Below are 19386 nucleotides of genomic sequence, written 5' to 3'. Positions count from 1 at the left end.
AATTAGATGAAAAAACAACACGGGTTTACCTTAATTGAGCTGATGATAGCCGTTGCTATCGTCGGCATACTCGCTTCAATTGCGCTGCCTAACTATACTGAATATGTAAAGCGTGCTTCGCGCGCTGAAGCTGCTGCAGCGTTGTTAGATGCTGCAAACAAGGAGGAGCAGTATTTTGTGGATAATAGGGAATATACAGAGACATTTACTGATTTAGGATTGCAAAGTAAAACCGAAAATGGCCATTTTGAGCTATCCATAAAGGTAGTCGATAGCAATACCTTCACTATTACAGCTAAGCCTATAGCCGGTGCTGTAAAGGGGGATAACGATTGTAAAGAGCTTACAATTACTGACACAGGCCTTAAAGGTGCAAAAGGAAGTAAAGGTAACTCTGATATTGATTATTGTTGGGGTCGATAGCCTAGATTACTTCTTCTGACACTTATCAGTTGATTTGATGCGAATTCTACCCGTTTGACTTACAGATAAAGCCAATCCTTCGAGATTGGCTTTATCGCTATTGGGGCAATATATAAAAGTCCCATTTTGAAAACCATTTAAAGAACCATCTGGACGAAATGTAATGGCGTTGCGCGGATACTCTAAAGTATCAGCATCATGAACATCCTCGAAAGTGCTTAAGAGTAACTCATCATCATCTAGAGTCGTTGATTTATCTTTGTCGATAAATAGTGACATTTGACCATCCCACTCGTCCTTTGTGCATTGACTGCCTTTTAGTGCGCAAAGCGTGACGTAAGTACCATTTTCAATTGCGTAAAGACGGCCATAATTTATATTTCGGTGTAGTAGATTCACATGGTTATCTAATCGGTTTTTAGCCAAGAAGTCTGGATAAAACCACATCGATAATTGACTGATTACACTGACAACAGCAATTGAAACCATTAATTCAAGAAGTGTCACTCCCTTGTTTTTTGATATTGATAATCTCATCCTTGAAGACCTGAGTTAATAAATGATTAACTCAGTCTAGTAAATGATACAAATATGACAAGATGAATTTGTATGTTTTTTAACCGCAAGTCTGAGCTGTATCACCGGTATAAAAAGAAGTACCAGATTGAGATACTGTTAAAGCTTTATTATTTTCACTGCCATTATTAGGACAAAATACAAAATCACCGGGGTTCGTTGTTATTCGACCACTGGTATTAAACCGTAATCTCCTATCATTACCAGTATATTTTATTTTGTCATTAAGGCTTATTTTTTCCATAACTCGTAGTAAAGAGTCTGTAGAGCTGTTGTATTGACCGCTATTATCACCATCAATGAATACAATGATAATTTTATTTCTGTCCCATCGATTACGACATTGCATTGTGTCATTTTGATTTTTTACTTCACCATGCTGCGCGGCACATATAACGACTATTTCATCTGTACTTGCTGCTTGAGAGCGTGCATAGCTAATATTTCTTTTTAACTCCAACAAAAAATTCTCAGCTCTATTTTCTTCTAACATATCGCTGCTATTCCAAATCGCAATTGATGCAATGATCCCAACGATAGCAACGGTTACCATGAGTTCTAAAAGAGTGAATCCGTTTTGTTTGTTTTTCATATTAATCTCATTTACTGCTAGTCATTTAAGTATAGCTATTTTTATACAATAAATTATACCATGATCGGTTGTTTTATCACCGTAATTCAATCGCTTTGTTTGCTATGAACATCATGATTGTCTAAAATCGAGGCAACTGGAGCTTTCAAAAGTAATTAATATGAAAAAAATAGAAGCAATTATCAAACCTTTTAAGTTAGACGATGTGCGTGAAGCGTTGTCGGATGTAGGTATAACAGGTATGACGGTAAGCGAAGTTAAAGGCTTTGGACGTCAAAAAGGTCACACTGAGTTATATCGTGGCGCAGAGTATATGGTTGATTTTTTACCTAAAGTAAAACTTGATATTGTATTGACTGATGAAGATGTAGACCGTGCAATTGAAGTTATTGTAAAAACGGCACAAACAGGAAAAATCGGTGACGGTAAAATATTTGTCACTGATGTTGAGCGTGTAATACGTATTCGTACTGCTGAGGAAGATGAAGAGGCGATTTAAGATTTTCTTCTACGCAGTAAAAAGGCGCTTACTAAGCGCCTTTTTGTTTATTTAGTTCTTTTATTTAGTCTTCGTGTTTGCTTTGCGTGCTCACTAAGCTCAGTTAAACCTAATTGGTCGTAACTTTTTTCCATCATTTCAAGCGCGGGATCTAAGTAACTGCTTTGTGAGTAGTGTTCAACAACAAACTTACCTCTATTAGCAGCAGCTAAATAAGCTTCACGCTCATAATAGTAAGTGGCTACTTTTAATTCATAACGTGCCATACGGTTTAAAAGCCATACTAAACGACGCTTAGCTTCAGGCGCGTAATCACTTTTCGGAAAGCGTTTTACTAGTGTCGATAAATCGGTAAATGCAACACGTGTACGGTTAGCATCACGGTCGGCTCTATCTACACCAAAGTACTCTTGGAACGCATTTTTATCTGCTTTAATGTTTACTAAACCACGCATGTAATACATGTAATCTAGGTCTTTATGGTTTGGATTTAAGCGAATAAAGCGGTCAATGGTTGCAAGTGCTTGTTCAGTATTACCTGATTGGTAATGTGCATACACTAAGTCCATTTGTACTTGTTTAGAGAATGGGCCAAACGGGTAGCGAGAATCTATTGCACTCAAAAGTTCAATTGCGCGAGCATATAAACCAGAATCTAGTGTTTCTTTTGCATCTTCATATAAAGCGTGTGCAGATTTATTCGGTACACGTTGAATGTCTTCTTGGTCTGGAGCAGACGAACAAGCGCCTAAACTAAGTACAGAAACTGAAAAAACAATGGCAAATGCACGTTTCCCTATTTTATTTATCATTTTATTTGTTACCTTCGATGTCTTCGGCTAGGCCAAGTCGGTAAAACCGAGTAAACTATGCGTATTATATTATGCTTTTATTAAAAGCGATTCTAACCCAGTCGAGCAAAGCTTGCACTGGTAAATTGGGTAAAGTTACTAATGTCAGAGCAAATTTCTCTTCAAGCCGACGTTCCAACCGAATTAGGTGGTAAACGTCTAGACCAAGTATTAGCACAATTGTTCCCTGATTATTCACGTTCTCGTATAAAAACGTGGATATTGGATGATAAAATCACCGTAGACGGTGAAATTTTCAACACTCCACGCGAAAAGCTACTAGGTGGTGAAGTTGTAAGTGTTGAGACAACAATTGAAGCACCACGCGAATACGAAGCACAAGATATCAAATTAAACATTGTTTATGAAGATGATGATATTTTGGTAATTAATAAACCAATGGGCCTAGTGGTTCACCCTGGTGCGGGTAATCCTAATGGAACAGTGCTAAACGCATTACTACATTACTACCCTGAAATAATTAACGTACCACGCGCGGGTATTGTGCATCGTTTAGATAAAGACACGACCGGTTTAATGGTTGTAGCTAAAACGATTCCAGCACAAACGCATTTAGTAACAGCGCTACAAAAGCGTGAAAACTTCACGCGTGAATATGAAGCACTGTGTAATGGTACTATGACCGCAGGTGGTATGGTTGAAAAAGCAATTGGCCGCCATCCGACTCAGCGTACGCATATGGCAGTACATGAACTGGGTAAACCGGCAATTACACATTACCGTGTTGCTGAAAAATTCCGTGCTCATACTCGTTTACGCCTGCGCTTAGAAACAGGTCGTACGCATCAAATTCGCGTGCACATGGCACATTTAAATCATCCACTAATTGGCGATCAATCTTATGGCGGCCGTCCGCGTCCACCTAAAGGTGCAACACCTGAGTTATTTGAGTTACTTCGTAGCTTTAGACGCCAAGCACTACATGCTGTAAAATTGAGCATTGCGCACCCAATCACCGGTGAAATGATGACATGGCAAGCACCTATCCCTGATGATATGGTTGCTATGACACATGCACTACGTGAAGATACTAAAGCTAATCCTGATATCGATAGATAATGCACTTATTGTCAGCGACATGGCAAAACCTTCATAAAGTAGGAACGTTAAGTACTACTTGTGGAGGTGGTGTTTCAAAAATCCCATTTAAAAGTTTTAATTTGGGATTCCATGTTGGTGATAATCAAAATCATGTATCAAAAAACCGCTCATTATTAACAAACCTTCTACCTAAACCTGCCGTGTGGCTAAATCAAATTCATAGCTCTAATGTTGTTATTGTTGATGAATATTTTGATTTTGATGAGTTACACGATGCTGATGCGCTTTATACTCAGTTATTAAATCAGCCTTTGGCTATAATGACCGCCGATTGCTTACCTATTTTATTAGTGAGTGATGATGAAAAAGAAATTGCAGCTATACATGGCGGCTGGCGAGGACTTGAGCAGGGAGTTATTGAAAATACATTAGAGTGCTTTAGTACCAAATATGAAAATATAAGTGCGTGGCTAGGGCCTGCAATTGGACCAAACCGATTTGAGGTTGGGGCTGAAGTGTTTGAGTTATTTCAAAAAAGGTCCCCTTCATTTATTCAAGCATTTACACTACAAACTAATGGCAAATATCTTGCTGATATTTATGGTATTGCGCGTACTCTACTTACCCAGCTAGGCGTTAAAAATATTAAAGGCGGCGACTATTGTACCGTCTCCCAAAGTGACTTATTTTTTTCTTATCGACGAGATGGACAAACTGGACGTATGGCAAGTTTGATCTGGCGCAAGTAATTAGTATCTTTAATCATTATATTTCCCCCTACACCTTGAACAAACACCTAAACATACCCATTAATTAAGCAATTAGATTATTTAATAGGTAACACCATGCGTTTAGATAGATTTACAAGTAAATTTCAATCTGCGCTTTCTGATGCGCAATCGCTAGCCCTTGGTCGCGATCATCAATTTATTGAACCCGTACATTTAATGTATTCATTGCTAAAGCAAAGTGGCTCTAGTGTACGTGCATTATTTGCACAAACGGGTGTCAGCGCTGACGAACTCAACACCAAGCTTTCACAAGAAATAGAAAAATTATTTAAAGTAGAAGGTGTAGGTGGCGACGTCCAGCTATCAAACAATATGGCATCACTTATTAATCTATGTGATAAGTACGCGCAAAAACGCAAAGACAAATATATTTCAAGTGAATTATTTGTACTGGCGGCATGCGATGATAAAGGTCCACTTGGCGATATATTTAGGTCGTTAAATATTACCTCGACTAAAATTGAAACTGCAATTAAAGCGATTCGCGGCGGTCAAAAAGTTGATGACCCAAATGCCGAAGAAACACGTCAAGCGCTTGAAAAGTTCACGATTGATCTAACTGAGCGAGCAGAGCAAGGTAAGCTTGACCCCGTTATTGGTCGCGATGACGAAATTCGCCGCACGATTCAGGTACTACAACGCCGCACTAAAAATAACCCTGTATTAATCGGTGAACCAGGTGTTGGTAAAACAGCAATTGCCGAGGGGTTAGCACAGCGTATTATTAATGGTGAAGTACCTGAAGGATTAAAAAATAAACGCGTACTATCACTTGATTTAGGGGCGTTAGTTGCGGGTGCTAAATACCGTGGCGAATTTGAAGAACGTTTAAAATCAGTATTAAACGAATTGGCTAAAGAAGAAGGCCAAGTCATTTTATTTATTGATGAAATACATACTATTGTAGGTGCAGGAAAAAGTGACGGTGCCATGGATGCAGGCAATATGTTAAAGCCAGCATTAGCACGCGGTGAATTACACTGTGTTGGCGCAACCACGCTTGATGAATACCGTAAATATATAGAAAAAGACGCAGCTCTTGAGCGTCGATTCCAAAAGGTACTTATTGAAGAGCCATCTGTTGAAGATACCATTGCAATATTACGTGGCTTAAAAGAGCGATATGAGTTACATCATTCAGTAGAAATTACTGACCCCGCGATTGTTGCTGCGGCGCAGTTATCTCATCGTTATATTAGTGACCGTCAATTACCTGATAAAGCGATTGATTTAATAGATGAAGCGGGTTCTTCAATTCGATTACAAATTGACTCCAAACCAGAATCGTTAGACAAGCTTGAACGCCGTATCATCCAGCTAAAGTTAGAAGATAATGCGCTAGCGAAAGAAAAAGACGAAGCAAGTCAAAAACGCCGAGCTGAAATGCAAGAGTTGATCACCGACCTTGATGGGCAATATCGTGAGCTAGACGAGATATGGAATGCTGAAAAAGCATCACTTCAAGGCACGCAAGTAATTAAAGCCGAGCTTGAACAAGCAAGATTAGATTTAGATGTAGCGCGAAGAGCAAGTGATTTACAGCGTATGTCAGAGCTGCAATATGGGCGAATTCCAGAACTTGAACGAAAACTTGATTTAGCCTCACAAGCCGAAATGCAAGAAATGACTCTGCTTAAAAACCAAGTAGGTGAGGATGAAATTGCTGAAATACTGTCTCGCTGGACAGGAATTCCTGTTGCAAGAATGCTACAAGGTGAGCGTGAAAAGCTGCTGCAAATGGAAGATAAGTTACACAGTAAAGTAATAGGGCAAGATGAAGCGGTTGTTGCTGTTTCTAACGCAATACGACGCTCACGTGCCGGGCTTGCAGATCCTAATCGTCCTATTGGTTCTTTCTTATTTTTAGGTCCAACTGGTGTGGGTAAAACCGAGCTGACAAAAGCACTGGCTGGTTTTATGTTTGATACCGAAGATGCCATGGTGCGTATCGACATGTCTGAGTTTATGGAAAAACATTCAGTCGCACGTCTAGTAGGGGCTCCTCCAGGTTACGTGGGTTACGAAGAGGGCGGTTATTTAACAGAAGCTGTTCGTCGTAAACCTTACTCAGTGATATTGCTTGATGAAATAGAAAAGGCGCATCCTGATGTGTTTAATATTTTACTGCAAGTATTAGATGATGGCCGATTAACTGACGGGCAGGGTAGAACCGTTGATTTTAAAAATACCGTTATTATCATGACCTCAAATCTAGGCTCAGATATTATCCAAGAGCAAGCGGGTAATAATGATTACACGACCCTTAAAGCTAAAGTAATGGAAGTATTAATTAATGAGTTTAGGCCTGAATTTATTAACCGTATAGACGAGACTGTCGTGTTCCACCCGTTAGCAAACGAGCATATAAAAGAAATAGCTGATATTCAGTTAATGAAATTACGTGAGCGTTTAACTGAGATGGGATATCTGCTTGAAATAAGCGATGCTGCTCTTGAGCGAATTGCAGAAAGTGGGTTTGATCCTGTCTACGGTGCACGTCCGCTTAAGCGTGCTATTCAACAAACGATTGAAAACCCGCTGGCACAAAAGTTACTCAATGGAGACTACTTACCAGGTTGCGTGATCGTTATTGATGCAAATGACGACTCTCTGGTATTTTCCAAGCGTTAATTGTAAATAATTAAACTCAAAAGCCGCTAAAATAGCGGCTTTTTTATGTTTGTTAAACTTTAAAAGTTAGTAATAAATCGTTCACCCTACGTGAACCTTCAACAAGTTCAGCTGCTCCTTTTGCCACATTAAAGCTTAAGCTTAAGTTGTTATCTCCAAAGTCTTTAATTTGCGAAACATTATTACTAATATCATTACTAACCATTTGTTGCTCTTCTGCAGCAGATGATATTTGTATTGCTAAATGAGATATTTCACTGATTTGGATAAAAATCCCCTCTAATTCAACTTGAGTTTTATCGGTTGTCAGCACACAATTATCGGCTTGTGCTTTAGTGCTTTGCATTACTTTAGACCAGCTAAATAAAGTATCTTGTATTTCTTTAATAGAACTGTGGATTTGTGTTGTAGCATTTTGAGTACGTGACGAAAGGGTCCTTACCTCGTCGGCTACTACAGCAAAGCCTCGACCATGCTCTCCCGCTCTAGCTGCTTCAATCGCTGCATTGAGGGCAAGTAAGTTAGTTTGATCGGCAATTCCCTCTATTTCACTCATTACTTTACCAATCTTATCTGCTTCAGAGGCTAAGCTGGTGGCTGTGGTTGCAGCCTTTTCTACTTGAAAAGCTAAATCAGATACCATTTTACTATTATCTGCAATATGGTCTTTTATTTCAGAGCAACTTTGATGGGTGTTATTCACTTTATCAGCTGTTTGAGCGGTATTTACTGATATTTCACCAATGGTAGAGCTCATTTGAGTCATCGCTGATGCAATTTGTTCTAAACGCTCACCTTGCGAAGCAATACCTTTTTCAGTAAGCGTAGATTGTTTATCTAGATCAGTTGCGATGCCATTAAAGCTTAATGTGGAGTCTTTCATACGGCCAAGAACCGTGCGCAATTTTGCGCTTAGCATTTGCTCTCTATAATCACTTACGCTATGCGGTGTATGGCCGCTGTAAATATAGCGAGAGATTGAATCGGCTTTTGCTTTTTGTTCGCGTAATATTTTAGGGGTAACAAGCAGTTCGTCATAATTTAGCCCAATAACTAAGGCGCACATCAATAGGCTAATTACAGCTAAAGAGATTGATCCCGTAACAGCAATAAAAATCAGCCAAAGTAATAGGCATATAAAAGTAATGCCTTGTCTTATTGTGGTGTGTTCTCGTAGTTTAAATGATGACTTATTGGCATTTATTTTGTTGTAAAGAGCGTGTGCACGTTGCTTAAGTTGAGAGCTTGCTTTAGTTCTTACTGATTGATAACCAACAAGTCGGCTATGCTCAAAAATAGGGGTTACAAAGGCATCTACCCAATAATAACGGCCATCTTTACAGCGGTTTTTAACCATGCCGCGCCACGAGTGCTCTTGTTTTAATGTTGCCCACATTTCTTTAAAGGCCGCTTTTGGCATATCAGGGTGACGAACAATATTATGATGCTGACCGATAAGCTCTTGTGCGCTATAACCTGCTACAGAGCAAAACTCTTGATTGACGTATGTTATTACACCCTTGAGGTCGGTAGTAGAAACAAGCTCTTGTGACTCATCAAAGTATACTTCTTCATTTTTTAAGCTTTTATCATTGTGCATTATGTTTATTATCATCCTTTATTGTTGCTGTCATTATATTGGTTACACACTACAAAGCAAAAAATAGCGTCTTTCCTTTTATGCTCATAAGACAAATAATTGTTTTTATTGATCTAGATCAAATTTAAATATCGAGTAGCTAAATTGAACTCATTTTAAATAAGTTCCGGTCTATTATTTTGGGCTTATATTTTGCGTATTTAATTTATACTTAAATACGCATTTAAAGCATTTGTATAATGCCCAGAGCAATGGCAATATTACGACTTAATATAATGATGTTGGTCATATTAAGCGCATGTATAGAGTGGGTAAATAATTATTAACTTAGAGAAATTATATTGTTCTTAGCAATTTATACCAGTTGCATTAAATAAGTGATCTATTATAGCGCTAAGAAAATAGCACAATAACAAGGCAAAAATTATGACATGTAGTTGTTCTATATGAATAATTTTTAACGCAGTGAGTGCGCTATTTAATGCGATAGAATGATCATATTTTCAATAAAATTGGTATTAATCTTGAGTCTAAGTAATTAGCCCCCATAACCTTATGATTAAGCCACGTGGCCCGAGGAAAGATTTTTTGACAACACATGATTTAGCTAACGCACTTGAAGCGTTATCAGTAAATGAGCACCAACATGCAGTTAAAGGCATTAAACGTGGCATAGAGCGAGAGTCGCTAAGAATACAAGATAATGGTGTTATATCACCTCAAGGTCACCCAAAAGGTGTGGGCAGTGCGTTAACTAACGGCCATATTACAACTGATTTTTCTGAGTCTTTACTTGAATTTATTACTCCAGTTAGTGAATCGTCAACGCAAACGCTTAAGCAATTAAAAGACCTTCAAAAGTTCACTCTAGAAAAAATGGGCGATGAACTACTTTGGCCCATTAGTATGCCGTGTTTTATTGAGCACCAAGACGATATAGTGCTAGCTCAATTTGGTAGTTCAAATACTGGTCAAATGAAAACACTATACCGTGAAGGATTAAAAAATCGCTACGGTAGTATGATGCAAGCAATTGCGGGTGTTCACTTTAATATTTCATTCCCAGATACGCTTTGGCAGTCACTTCATTCGTTACAACAAAGTAATGCAAGCCTTCAAGATTTTATTTCAGAAGGTTACTTATCCCTTATTCGTAACTTTAAACGCGAACTATGGCTAATAAGTTACATGTTTGGCGCATCGCCAGCATTGTGTAACTCATTTTTGCAAGGTCGAAAAACCGACTTACCATTTAAAAAACTAGGTAAAGGCACGCTTTACTTAGAAGTTGGTACAGCACTGCGTTTAGGTAATTTAGGTTATACAAATAGCGCTCAGTCGTCACTACGCGTAATGTATAACTCGTTAGATGAATATGTAGCGGGCCTTAAAAAAGCAATCAACACACCATCAGAAATTTATGGTGATCTTGATGACTACAAGAGTGAAAACCCTAAGCAGTTAAATAAAAATATTCTGCAGATTGAAAACGAATTTTACTCGCCAATTCGTCCTAAGCGTAATGCGAAAAGTGGCGAAACGCCAACGGATGCATTGCTTCGAGCAGGTATTGAATACGTAGAAATTCGCGCATTAGACGTTAACCCGTTTAGCGAAGTTGGTATTGATATTGAGCAAATTCACTTTTTAGATGTGTTTTTAACGTATTGTTTATTAAAAGATTCAGCTCCAATGGATTGGAAAGAACAAGCACGTAGTACTGAAAATCTCGACACAGTAGTAAACCAAGGTCGAGAAGAAGGGCTAATGCTTAACTTTAATAACACACAGCGTAGCCTTCAGTCGTGGGGCGATGAAATATTTACCCAGCTTACTGATGTCGCTAAATGGATGGATAATGCTTATGGTGTTAACTATTACTCAGATACTATAAAGCGCATGGCAACGTGGATACATAATCCAGAGCTTACTTACTCTGGACGTTACGTGTCACAATTGAAAGAGTCTGGTTTAGACAACGGCCACTTTGCACTAGCATTGGCTAGTAAATATAAGCAAAGCCACGCAGACACTGACTACAGCGAGTTTTTAAAGCCTTGGCTGGAACAACAAGTTGTAGAGTCTAACGAAGCACAAGCTGCAATTGAGCAAGCAGATACCCAGTCATTTACCGCGTTTTTAGATGCGTATTTTGACGGTAAATAACCTTGGTATTTAGCAAAATTTAAGCAAAAAAACGCAGCCTAAGTTGGCTGCGTAAATATATTCAGGGATGAATTAATGCTGTACTGCTGCATTCATTGAGTCAGACCCACACTTTTTAAAAAAGTTCTGTGAGATCTTAGAAAAATGAAAAAAAATGCAATTATCCTATCTCTCGCCATTACTTTAGCCGGTTGTGCTACAGCGCCTCCAAAGCAACCTAACGATTTATGTAAAATTTTTGAAGAAAAGCCAGATTGGTATTTCGACGCAAAAGATGCACAAGAAAAATGGGGTTCTCCCAAGCATGTACTCATGAGTATGATGTACCAAGAAAGCTCATTTAAGCATGATGCCGCTCCGCCTATGGAGTACTTCTTATGGATAATTCCTACCGGTCGCGCAAGTGATGCCTATGGTTACTCGCAAGCTAAAACACCAACATGGTCTGATTATATTCGTGAAACAGGCAACAACGGTGCTGATAGAGACGACTTTGACGATGCAATCGACTTTATGGCGTGGTTTGTTTATAAAACCCATAAAGTAAATAAAATATCTAAATGGGATGCTTACGCACAATACCTTAATTATCATGAAGGCTGGGGTGGTTATAAGCGTGGCACGTACAAAAAGAAAAAGTGGCTAATGGGTGTTGCGAACAAAGTTAAGCACAGAGCGAGCCGCTATGGCGCTCAATTAAAACACTGCGAAGAAGAGCTTGATAAAGGTTGGTTTGAACGTCTTATATTTGGCTAGATAGTTATTAATGGATATAAAAAAGGAGCCAATTGGCTCCTTTTTTATTTAGCGAGAACGCTTATTCGGCAGTATCTTCACTTGTTTTATCATATTTTCTTTTACTTCGAGTACTTCAATAGGATATCCCGCGATACGCAAACTAATATTTGCATCAGGAATATTCTCCAAGTATTCAACAATTAAACCACTCAAAGTTTTAGGTCCATCGAGCGGGAAATCCCAACCCATTTCTTTATTTAAATCGCGTACGTTAGCGCCGCCATCCACAATACATGAGCCATCAGTTTGTGTTTCTACTTCTTCGCTCGGCGTACGAGTTTGCGTAGTTGTAAAATCGCCAACAACTTCTTCTAAAATATCTTCTAGGGTCACTAGGCCTTGGATGTCGCCATACTCATCTACCACTAAGCCTATGCGTTCTTTAGATTGCTGAAACTTTAATAGCTGAGTATTTAGTGATGTTCCTTCAGGGATAAAGTAAATTTCACGTACAGCTCGTAGCAAAGATGGTTTATCAAATTGCTCTTTTGTAAGTAAACGAAGCGCATCACGTGAGTGAATAAAACCTACTGCATCATCTATATTATCGCGATACAACAACACACGAGTATGTTGTGCATGGGTAAGCTGGCGACTAATTAGTTTCCAATCGTCATTTATATCAATGGCCACAATTTCGTTTCGTGGGATCATAATATCTTCAACGGTTACTTGTTCTAAATCTAAAATTGAAGTCAGCATACTTTGATGACGAGCAGGAATAAGTGCGCCTGACTCATTGAGTACTGTTTTTAATTCTTCTTTACTCATGCTGTGTTCGTCGATTTGAGCAGCACTAATACCAAATAACCGCAGTATACCGTTTGTCATCCAGTTAATAACCACGACAAAAGGAAACATTATTTTAAGTAGCCCTTTTAAAATAATAGAGCTTGGAAAGGCAACTTTTTCAGGATAAAGAGCAGCAAGGGTTTTAGGGGTTACTTCAGCAAATATAAGCACGACTAAAGTTAACACACCTGTAGCTATTGCAATACCGAGGTCACCATAAAGACGAATACCTATAATGGTTGCAACTTGGGCTGCTGCAATATTAACAAGGTTATTACCGATTAAGATTAAACCGATGAGCCTATCTGGACGGCTAAGTAATTTACTGACTCGTTTAGCTGCACGATGATCCTCTTTAGCGAGGTGTCGCAGGCGTATACGATTGATTGACATAATTCCGGTTTCTGAACCAGAAAAATAAGCAGAAAAAAGCACCAAAAAACCTAAAATGATAAATAGGGTACTTGTCGATATGTCGTCCAACGATGGATCCTTTTCTTATAAATCAATGCGTATTAAGCTAGAGTGAGCAAGCAGAGTCAAGTTAAAACTTATTTAGTATCACTTCTTGTATGAAACGGCTGCCAAAATAAGCGAGTGTGAGGACAAATGCAGCGACCATGATTGTAATAACCACCGGTTTACCGCGCCAACCCTTTTTCATATGCCCGATAGCTACAACGGTAAAAATAGCCCACGCAACTAACGATAATATTGTTTTATGAATGAACTCTTTAGCGAACATTCCATCAAGAAATACAAACCCTGAAAGTAATGCAAATGTGAGTAATATAGTGCCTAAATTAAGAAGTTGGTAAAGCTGGCGCTCCACAACCATTAAAGGCGGAAGATGGCTATGCACAATTGCTAAATCTTTACGTTTTAAACGTTTATCAATAAAGTAAAACTGTACACCATATAAAGTGGCGATAATTAAAATACAGTAGGCTAACAAAGATAAAGAGATGTGCGTTACTAAACCCACCTCAATATTAATACTTTGCAATAAAATATGATGAGGAATAAATAAACTGGCAATGGTTAGTAAGGCACCAAAACCATAAACAACGGGCAACAATAAAGTTGCAGGGAATTTTAGCGAGACAGCCGTCACCGAGACCACAATCACCCAGCACGTCAAAAGAGCGACGTTTACGATACTTAAATCTTGACCGTCGGCTCTAAAAACAGAGTTAACTAATAGCAGCATGTGCGCCACTATAGCAACCGTGCTTAAAATAACGGTTACTTTTTGGCTAGGGCCTTGTTGATGAAACAGCCGTGAAAGCACGTGAGACGTTGCTAACACATAAAATAAACTGGCAATAATAGTTAAACTAATAATCAGCATTGTGCTTGGGCCACTTAATTTGAGACAAAATAATCCTTGTTGTTATACAGCCATTGTATTTTATAGCAAAGCAAATGCATAGACCTTAAAAAAAGAAACTCATCAAGGTGCACTTGAACACTATATTGTAAGACGCCATATACGGTATACTACTTTTAATTGAAACTTAATAAGTCAATCTAGGTTAATTGAAAAATCAAATTAATCATAAATATAAATGGATTGATATAAACGTCTTATCGGAACCGTTACATGTTTGAGAACCTCCAAGAACGATTAGGTAAAACCTTAAAAAATATCAGTGGCCGTGGCCGTCTGACGGAAGACAACATAAAAGACACACTTCGCGAAGTGCGTATGGCATTTTTAGAAGCCGATGTGGCATTGCCTGTTGTTCGCGACTTTGTAAAACAAGTTAAAGAACGCGCAGTTGGGGTTGAAGTTACAAAAAGCTTAAGCCCAGGCCAAGTATTTATAAAAATAGTGCGTGAAGAACTAGAAAAAGCAATGGGCGAGGCTAATGAAGAGCTAAGTCTAAATGCGCAACCGCCAGCCGTTGTAATGGTAGCGGGTCTACAAGGTGCGGGTAAAACCACCAGTGTAGCTAAGCTTGCTAAGTTTTTAAAAGAGCGAAAAAAGAAATCAGTACTTGTAGTAAGTGCCGATGTTTATCGCCCTGCGGCTATTAAACAGCTAGAAACGCTTGCAGCAGAAGTTGATGTTGATTTCTTCCCAAGTGATATTTCGCAAAAGCCAGTTGATATTGCAACCGCTGCAATTTCTCATGCTAAAAAGAAATTTATAGATGTAGTACTTGTTGATACTGCAGGTCGTCTACATGTTGATAGCAACATGATGGATGAAATTAAAGATCTTCACAAAGCAATCAATCCAATTGAAACCTTGTTCGTTGTTGATGCAATGACAGGTCAAGATGCGGCGAATACAGCTAAAGCATTCGACGAAGCATTACCACTTACCGGTGTTATATTAACAAAAACTGATGGTGATGCGCGTGGTGGTGCTGCTTTATCTATTCGTCACATCACTGGCAAGCCTATTAAGTTTATGGGTGTGGGTGAGCGCACTGACGCACTTGAACCTTTCCACCCAGACCGTATAGCGTCGCGTATTTTAGGCATGGGTGACGTACTTTCATTAATCGAAGAAGTCGAGATGAAAGTAGATAAAGAGCAAGCTGCTAGAGTTGCTGAAAAAGTATTTAAAGGCGCAGGTTTTACTCTTGATGATTTTGCTGACCAATTAAAGCAAATGAAAAGCATGGGTGGCATGATGTCAATGCTTGATAAGCTCCCTGGTATGTCTAACTTACCAGATGCTGTTAAAGGTCAAATGGGTGATAAAACATTTATTCAAATGGAAGCTATTATTAGCTCTATGACTAAAAAAGAGCGTGCACGCCCAGAAATCATTAAAGGTTCGCGTAAAAAACGCATAGCAGCTGGCTCTGGTACACAAGTACAAGAGATTAATAAGTTGCTTAAGCAGTTTACGCAAATGCAAAAAATGATGAAAAAAATGAAAGGTAAAGGCGGTATGACTAAAATGATGCGCGGTATGAAAGGCATGTTACCACCTGGAATGATGGGCGGCGGCGGTCCTAAATTTTAAAAAGTACCATTAAGTTACTTTTTAAAATAATAGCGAATCATATTTAAAGGAGCAAATAGCTCCTTTTTTGTTGAATAAATTATGCATGTAATACACCTTTAACTCTTATTTGTCGTTGAGATCACGGTTTAACCTACTAAACTGCCTTTTTGGTTCACTTCTTACTTGCGTTATTGCCAAAAACTCGTACAATTCCCCAGCTCCCCATTCTGGGGAGTAAATCTTATTAATGAAAACAGTCAATCTTTATAGAGGACGGTATGGTAACTATTCGTTTGCAACGTGGTGGCGCTAAAAAACGCCCTTTCTATCAAATTGTGGTTGCGGATAGCCGTTTCTCGCGTGACGGTCGCTTCATCGAGAAAGTAGGCTTTTTTAACCCAATTGCTTCAGGTCAAGAAGAAAAAATTCGTTTAGATTTACCACGTGTTGAACACTGGGTAGGTCAGGGCGCATCTCTTTCAGATCGCGTAGCTAAGTTAGTAAAAGACGCTCGTAAAGCGGCTTAATAGGCGTAAGTGTAACCATGAGTCAAGAGAACACCTCATCAATAATTGTCGTAGGAAAGCTCGGTGCCCCATATGGTATAAAGGGCTGGCTTAAGGTACATTCATTTACTGATGATCCCGTAGGGATCTTCGATTTCAGCCCGTGGTTGATAGGGCAGCAAGGTAAATGGCAGTCCTTAGAAGTGGTCGACTGGCGTCGCCACAACAAAGGCTTTATCGCTAAATTTGCGCAGGTAAACGACCGAGACGAAGCAATGGCTTATACCCATGCTGAAATCTCAATGGATGCAGCGCATTTACCAGAACTCCCGCAAGGTGAGTTCTATTGGCGAGATCTCATTGGCATGTCTGTTGTAACCGATAAAGGTTATAGCTTAGGCATTGTTGATGACCTGATGGAGACAGGATCAAATGACGTACTGGTTGTTAAAGCAAACAGTAAAGACGCATTTGGTCAAGCTGAGCGTTTGATTCCTTTTTTAACTGATTCAGTTATTAAAGAAGTTAAATACGATGCAAGAGAAATTACCGTAGACTGGGATCCTGGTTTTTAATGACGCAAACTAGTTCATTATGGGTAGGGGTGATAAGCCTTTTTCCAGACATGTTTGACGCTATTACAGACCAAGGTGTTACCGGTCGCGCAGTAAAAAATGGCTTAATTGATTTTAACTGCTGGAATCCGCGAGACTACGCTTTAGATAAGCATAGAACCGTAGATGACCGTCCTTACGGGGGCGGACCTGGTATGTTAATGATGGTTGAGCCATTAAAAAAAGCGATTGCCGAAGCTAAAAAAGCAGCTGGTGATGGTGCTAAAGTAATTTATATGTCCCCGCAAGGGCGCAAACTTGATCAGCAAGGTGCTAGCGAACTCGCTAACTCTAAAAAACTGATTTTGATTGCCGGTCGCTATGAAGGTATAGATGAGAGAATAATAGAATCATATGTTGACGAAGAATGGTCAATTGGTGATTTTATTTTGAGTGGTGGTGAACTACCTGCCATGACATTAATTGACGCAGTAGCGCGATTAGTGCCAGGTGTGTTAGGTCATAACCAGTCAGCAGAACAAGATTCGTTTTCGGATGGCTTGTTAGATTGTCCACACTATACACGACCAGAAACATTGGACGACAAACAGGTTCCTGCTGTATTACTCAGTGGTAACCACCAAGAGATAGCAAAATGGCGGCTTATGCAGTCATTAGGCAGAACTTGGTTACGACGTCCAGACTTGTTGCATAACCTAGCTCTGACTGAGGAGCAAGCGGTATTACTCGCGAAATTTCAGCAAGAGTACCAAAAAGCTTGTGGCTAGAAGACAGTTACACCTAGGAAAGTGAGAAACATAATGGCAAAAGTAAACCAAAATATTATTAAAGCGCTTGAAGATGAGCAGCTTAAAACAGACGTACCTGCATTTGGCCCTGGTGATACAGTGGTTGTACAGGTAAAAGTAAAAGAAGGTGCTAAAGAGCGTCTACAGGCCTTTGAAGGTGTTGTAATCGCTAAGCGTAATCGTGGTCTTCACTCAGCATTCACAGTTCGTAAAATCTCGAACGGTGAAGGCGTTGAGCGTGTATTCCAAACGCACAGCCCTCTTATTGATAGCGTAACAGTTAAGCGTCGCGGTGCAGTTCGCCGTGCTAAGCTTTACTATCTACGTGAGCGTTCTGGTAAATCTGCACGTATTAGAGAAAAACTTAACTAATACGCGCTGTTTATCAACGCAAAAAAACGGGTTGCATCCTTCGGGTTGCAACCCGTTTTGGTTTTAGAATATTATTTTCTCAATTCTCAATTCTCAATTCCTCATTAGTAAAATTTCCGCTTTAGCCTTTTCTCAGTTAGCTGATCCTGTTAGTATTTATCGTATTGATTAGTTTACTTTTATGTAAATTTATATTTACGTTATTTGGTTTTTTAAGGTGGGACGAACGTGGCTGACATAAGTGATTTAGCACAGCTAAGAGAAGGTATAGATGAATGCGATGCACAACTTGTTGCCTTACTTGCTAAACGTAATGGTATTACGCAAAAAATTGGTGAGATAAAACAACAAACAGGCGCACCTTTACATGCACCTGCCCGTGAAGCAGAGCTATTAGCGGCAAGACGACAAGAAGCAATAAATCAAAATGTAAGCCCAGATCTCGTTGAAGATATACTTAGACGCATGATGCGAGAAGCCTATCAAAACCAACAAGCAAAACTTGCATGCGCAGCGCCAGAGCTTTCGCCAATTGTGATTGTGGGTGGTCAAGGCGCCATGGGCCAGTTATTTGCACAGCAGTTTATTCGCTCAGGTTACGAAGTTAAAATTTTAGATAAAGATCAGCAAAACGATGCGAAAAGTATTTTAAAAGGTGCCAAGCTGGTAATGATTAGCGTACCTATTAATGCATTGGACGTTGTCGTTGCTAAGTTACCTAAACTAGATGATGACTGTTTACTAGTTGATATTACATCGGTAAAGCAATCGCCTATTAAAGCACTAAAAGCTGCGCACAGTGGCTCTGTGGTTGGTTTACATCCTATGTTTGGGCCTGATATATCACACTGGGTAAAACAAACAGTCGTTGTATGTGAAGGACGAGAGCACCAAGCGGCAAAAGGTTTGTTACAGCAGTTACAAGTATGGGGTTGTCAGCTTGTTGAGCTTGATGCTAAAAAGCATGATGAAGCAATGCAAATTATTCAGGTAATGCGCCATTTAACGACATTTGTGTACGGACAATTTTTAGCAGAACAAAGTCATACACTAGAAGAATTACGTAGCTGCTCGTCACCTATATATCAATTAGAACTGATGATGGTAGGGCGTTTATTTGCGCAGTCGCCTGAGCTTTACTCAGATATTATGCTAGCACAATTCGATGATGTAGAAACCTTACTTGCACAGTACCAAGATACCTTCGCAAGTACATTAGCAAAATTAAAAGCGGGAGATAAAGCAGCGCTTATTGATTCTTTTGCTGAGGCGAAAGTTTACTTTTCTGACTCGACAGAACACTTTTTAACGCAAAGTAGAAGCTTATTAAATAAAGCGAATGATTCAAAAGTTTTAGATTAATATTTGTTATACCGTTTGCTTAAGTATGGGGATTTAA

The 19386-nt window shown here is 39.2% G+C and carries 19 protein-coding genes; 13 read left to right on the top strand and 6 right to left on the bottom strand.

The features are described 5' to 3' along the window. Window positions 1-6 precede the first annotated feature (6 nt). On the top strand, window positions 7-423 hold the full coding sequence (locus L659_RS0101910; protein WP_024589416.1) for a type IV pilin protein: 417 nt from the start codon (window positions 7-9) through the stop codon (window positions 421-423). 6 nt (window positions 424-429) lie between these two features. On the opposite strand, the gene L659_RS0101905 is transcribed toward L659_RS0101910, so the two are convergent. Together L659_RS0101905 and L659_RS0101900 are read right to left on the bottom strand one after the other, a co-directional pair. Further along, the gene (locus L659_RS0101905) at window positions 430-960 is read right to left on the bottom strand and encodes a GspH/FimT family pseudopilin (RefSeq protein WP_024589415.1); all 531 of its coding nucleotides are present in this window, start codon (window positions 958-960) and stop codon (window positions 430-432) included. A 79-nt stretch (window positions 961-1039) separates the two neighbouring features. Continuing rightward, window positions 1040-1591, bottom strand: a complete 552-nt coding sequence (locus L659_RS0101900) for a GspH/FimT family pseudopilin (protein ID WP_007581379.1) — start codon at window positions 1589-1591, stop codon at window positions 1040-1042. 160 nt (window positions 1592-1751) lie between these two features. Here L659_RS0101900 and glnB point away from each other — a divergent pair, with 160 nt between their 5' ends. Further along, on the top strand, window positions 1752-2090 hold the full coding sequence (gene glnB / locus L659_RS0101895) for a nitrogen regulatory protein P-II (RefSeq protein ID WP_002962211.1): 339 nt from the start codon (window positions 1752-1754) through the stop codon (window positions 2088-2090). Between the two features lie 47 nt (window positions 2091-2137). Here glnB and L659_RS0101890 read toward each other — a convergent pair whose 3' ends face one another. Then, entirely contained in the window at window positions 2138-2902 is a 765-nt protein-coding gene (locus tag L659_RS0101890) for an outer membrane protein assembly factor BamD (RefSeq protein WP_007581382.1), read from the bottom strand. A 141-nt stretch (window positions 2903-3043) separates the two neighbouring features. Between L659_RS0101890 and rluD the strand changes: the two genes are divergently transcribed. The 3 genes from rluD to clpB all read left to right on the top strand — a co-directional run bounded on the left by rluD (window position 3044) and on the right by clpB (window position 7425). Next, complete coding sequence (rluD, locus tag L659_RS0101885) at window positions 3044-4021, top strand: 23S rRNA pseudouridine(1911/1915/1917) synthase RluD (protein ID WP_002962209.1); 978 nt, start codon at window positions 3044-3046, stop codon at window positions 4019-4021. After that, entirely contained in the window at window positions 4021-4752 is a 732-nt protein-coding gene (pgeF, locus tag L659_RS0101880; RefSeq protein WP_024589414.1) for a peptidoglycan editing factor PgeF, read from the top strand. Before rluD ends, pgeF begins: the two co-directional genes overlap by 1 nt. Before the next feature lie 96 nt (window positions 4753-4848). Then, entirely contained in the window at window positions 4849-7425 is a 2577-nt protein-coding gene (clpB, locus tag L659_RS0101875) for an ATP-dependent chaperone ClpB (RefSeq protein WP_007581388.1), read from the top strand. Between the two features lie 52 nt (window positions 7426-7477). Here the strand turns inward: clpB and L659_RS0101870 are convergent, their stop codons facing one another. After that, complete coding sequence (locus tag L659_RS0101870) at window positions 7478-9025, bottom strand: methyl-accepting chemotaxis protein (protein WP_024589413.1); 1548 nt, start codon at window positions 9023-9025, stop codon at window positions 7478-7480. Between the two features lie 588 nt (window positions 9026-9613). Between L659_RS0101870 and gshA the strand changes: the two genes are divergently transcribed. Together gshA and L659_RS0101860 are read left to right on the top strand one after the other, a co-directional pair. Continuing rightward, window positions 9614-11191, top strand: a complete 1578-nt coding sequence (gene gshA, locus L659_RS0101865) for a glutamate--cysteine ligase (RefSeq protein WP_024589412.1) — start codon at window positions 9614-9616, stop codon at window positions 11189-11191. Between the two features lie 144 nt (window positions 11192-11335). Continuing rightward, the gene (locus L659_RS0101860) at window positions 11336-11947 is read left to right on the top strand and encodes a transglycosylase SLT domain-containing protein (protein WP_010554629.1); all 612 of its coding nucleotides are present in this window, start codon (window positions 11336-11338) and stop codon (window positions 11945-11947) included. A gap of 48 nt (window positions 11948-11995) precedes the next feature. Here the strand turns inward: L659_RS0101860 and L659_RS0101855 are convergent, their stop codons facing one another. Together L659_RS0101855 and L659_RS0101850 are read right to left on the bottom strand one after the other, a co-directional pair. Next, window positions 11996-13264, bottom strand: a complete 1269-nt coding sequence (locus tag L659_RS0101855; RefSeq protein ID WP_007581396.1) for an HlyC/CorC family transporter — start codon at window positions 13262-13264, stop codon at window positions 11996-11998. A gap of 61 nt (window positions 13265-13325) precedes the next feature. Continuing rightward, entirely contained in the window at window positions 13326-14132 is an 807-nt protein-coding gene (locus L659_RS0101850) for a cytochrome C assembly family protein (protein WP_024589411.1), read from the bottom strand. Between the two features lie 252 nt (window positions 14133-14384). On the opposite strand from L659_RS0101850, the gene ffh reads away from it, so the two are divergent. The 6 genes from ffh (at window position 14385) to tyrA (ending at window position 19349) form a co-directional block, all read left to right on the top strand. Then, on the top strand, window positions 14385-15764 hold the full coding sequence (ffh, locus tag L659_RS0101845) for a signal recognition particle protein (RefSeq protein ID WP_007581399.1): 1380 nt from the start codon (window positions 14385-14387) through the stop codon (window positions 15762-15764). 260 nt (window positions 15765-16024) lie between these two features. After that, a complete protein-coding gene (gene rpsP, locus L659_RS0101840; RefSeq protein ID WP_002962192.1) occupies window positions 16025-16273 on the top strand; it encodes a 30S ribosomal protein S16 in 249 nt (82 codons plus the stop codon). A 17-nt stretch (window positions 16274-16290) separates the two neighbouring features. Continuing rightward, on the top strand, window positions 16291-16827 hold the full coding sequence (rimM, locus tag L659_RS0101835; RefSeq protein WP_010554631.1) for a ribosome maturation factor RimM: 537 nt from the start codon (window positions 16291-16293) through the stop codon (window positions 16825-16827). Further along, window positions 16827-17594, top strand: coding sequence for a tRNA (guanosine(37)-N1)-methyltransferase TrmD (trmD, locus tag L659_RS0101830; protein WP_007581405.1), 768 nt, complete (start codon window positions 16827-16829; stop codon window positions 17592-17594). The genes rimM and trmD overlap by 1 nt, the downstream gene beginning before the upstream one ends. A gap of 33 nt (window positions 17595-17627) precedes the next feature. Then, entirely contained in the window at window positions 17628-17987 is a 360-nt protein-coding gene (gene rplS / locus L659_RS0101825; RefSeq protein WP_007581406.1) for a 50S ribosomal protein L19, read from the top strand. Between the two features lie 228 nt (window positions 17988-18215). Then, a complete protein-coding gene (gene tyrA, locus L659_RS0101820) occupies window positions 18216-19349 on the top strand; it encodes a bifunctional chorismate mutase/prephenate dehydrogenase (protein WP_024589410.1) in 1134 nt (377 codons plus the stop codon). Window positions 19350-19386 lie beyond the last annotated feature (37 nt).

The sequence above is a fragment of the Pseudoalteromonas sp. S8-8 genome (assembly GCF_000497875.1).
Taxonomy (GTDB): domain Bacteria; phylum Pseudomonadota; class Gammaproteobacteria; order Enterobacterales; family Alteromonadaceae; genus Pseudoalteromonas; species Pseudoalteromonas arctica.
This window is presented reverse-complemented; position numbering and strand designations above follow the sequence as displayed.

What these genes read in the sequence shown, in the direction of transcription:
- L659_RS0101850 (WP_024589411.1), bottom strand. Translation starts at nt 14,132, where the DNA reads ATGCTGATTATTAGTTTAACTATTATTGCCAGTTTATTTTATGTGTTA.
- ffh (WP_007581399.1), top strand. Translation starts at nt 14,385, where the DNA reads ATGTTTGAGAACCTCCAAGAACGATTAGGTAAAACCTTAAAAAATATC.
- trmD (WP_007581405.1), top strand. Translation starts at nt 16,827, where the DNA reads ATGACGCAAACTAGTTCATTATGGGTAGGGGTGATAAGCCTTTTTCCA.
- L659_RS0101910 (WP_024589416.1), top strand. Translation starts at nt 7, where the DNA reads ATGAAAAAACAACACGGGTTTACCTTAATTGAGCTGATGATAGCCGTT.
- rluD (WP_002962209.1), top strand. Translation starts at nt 3,044, where the DNA reads ATGTCAGAGCAAATTTCTCTTCAAGCCGACGTTCCAACCGAATTAGGT.
- pgeF (WP_024589414.1), top strand. Translation starts at nt 4,021, where the DNA reads ATGCACTTATTGTCAGCGACATGGCAAAACCTTCATAAAGTAGGAACG.
- L659_RS0101890 (WP_007581382.1), bottom strand. Translation starts at nt 2,902, where the DNA reads ATGATAAATAAAATAGGGAAACGTGCATTTGCCATTGTTTTTTCAGTT.
- glnB (WP_002962211.1), top strand. Translation starts at nt 1,752, where the DNA reads ATGAAAAAAATAGAAGCAATTATCAAACCTTTTAAGTTAGACGATGTG.
- rpsP (WP_002962192.1), top strand. Translation starts at nt 16,025, where the DNA reads ATGGTAACTATTCGTTTGCAACGTGGTGGCGCTAAAAAACGCCCTTTC.
- L659_RS0101905 (WP_024589415.1), bottom strand. Translation starts at nt 960, where the DNA reads ATGAGATTATCAATATCAAAAAACAAGGGAGTGACACTTCTTGAATTA.
- L659_RS0101860 (WP_010554629.1), top strand. Translation starts at nt 11,336, where the DNA reads ATGAAAAAAAATGCAATTATCCTATCTCTCGCCATTACTTTAGCCGGT.
- L659_RS0101870 (WP_024589413.1), bottom strand. Translation starts at nt 9,025, where the DNA reads ATGCACAATGATAAAAGCTTAAAAAATGAAGAAGTATACTTTGATGAG.
- rimM (WP_010554631.1), top strand. Translation starts at nt 16,291, where the DNA reads ATGAGTCAAGAGAACACCTCATCAATAATTGTCGTAGGAAAGCTCGGT.
- L659_RS0101900 (WP_007581379.1), bottom strand. Translation starts at nt 1,591, where the DNA reads ATGAAAAACAAACAAAACGGATTCACTCTTTTAGAACTCATGGTAACC.
- clpB (WP_007581388.1), top strand. Translation starts at nt 4,849, where the DNA reads ATGCGTTTAGATAGATTTACAAGTAAATTTCAATCTGCGCTTTCTGAT.
- rplS (WP_007581406.1), top strand. Translation starts at nt 17,628, where the DNA reads ATGGCAAAAGTAAACCAAAATATTATTAAAGCGCTTGAAGATGAGCAG.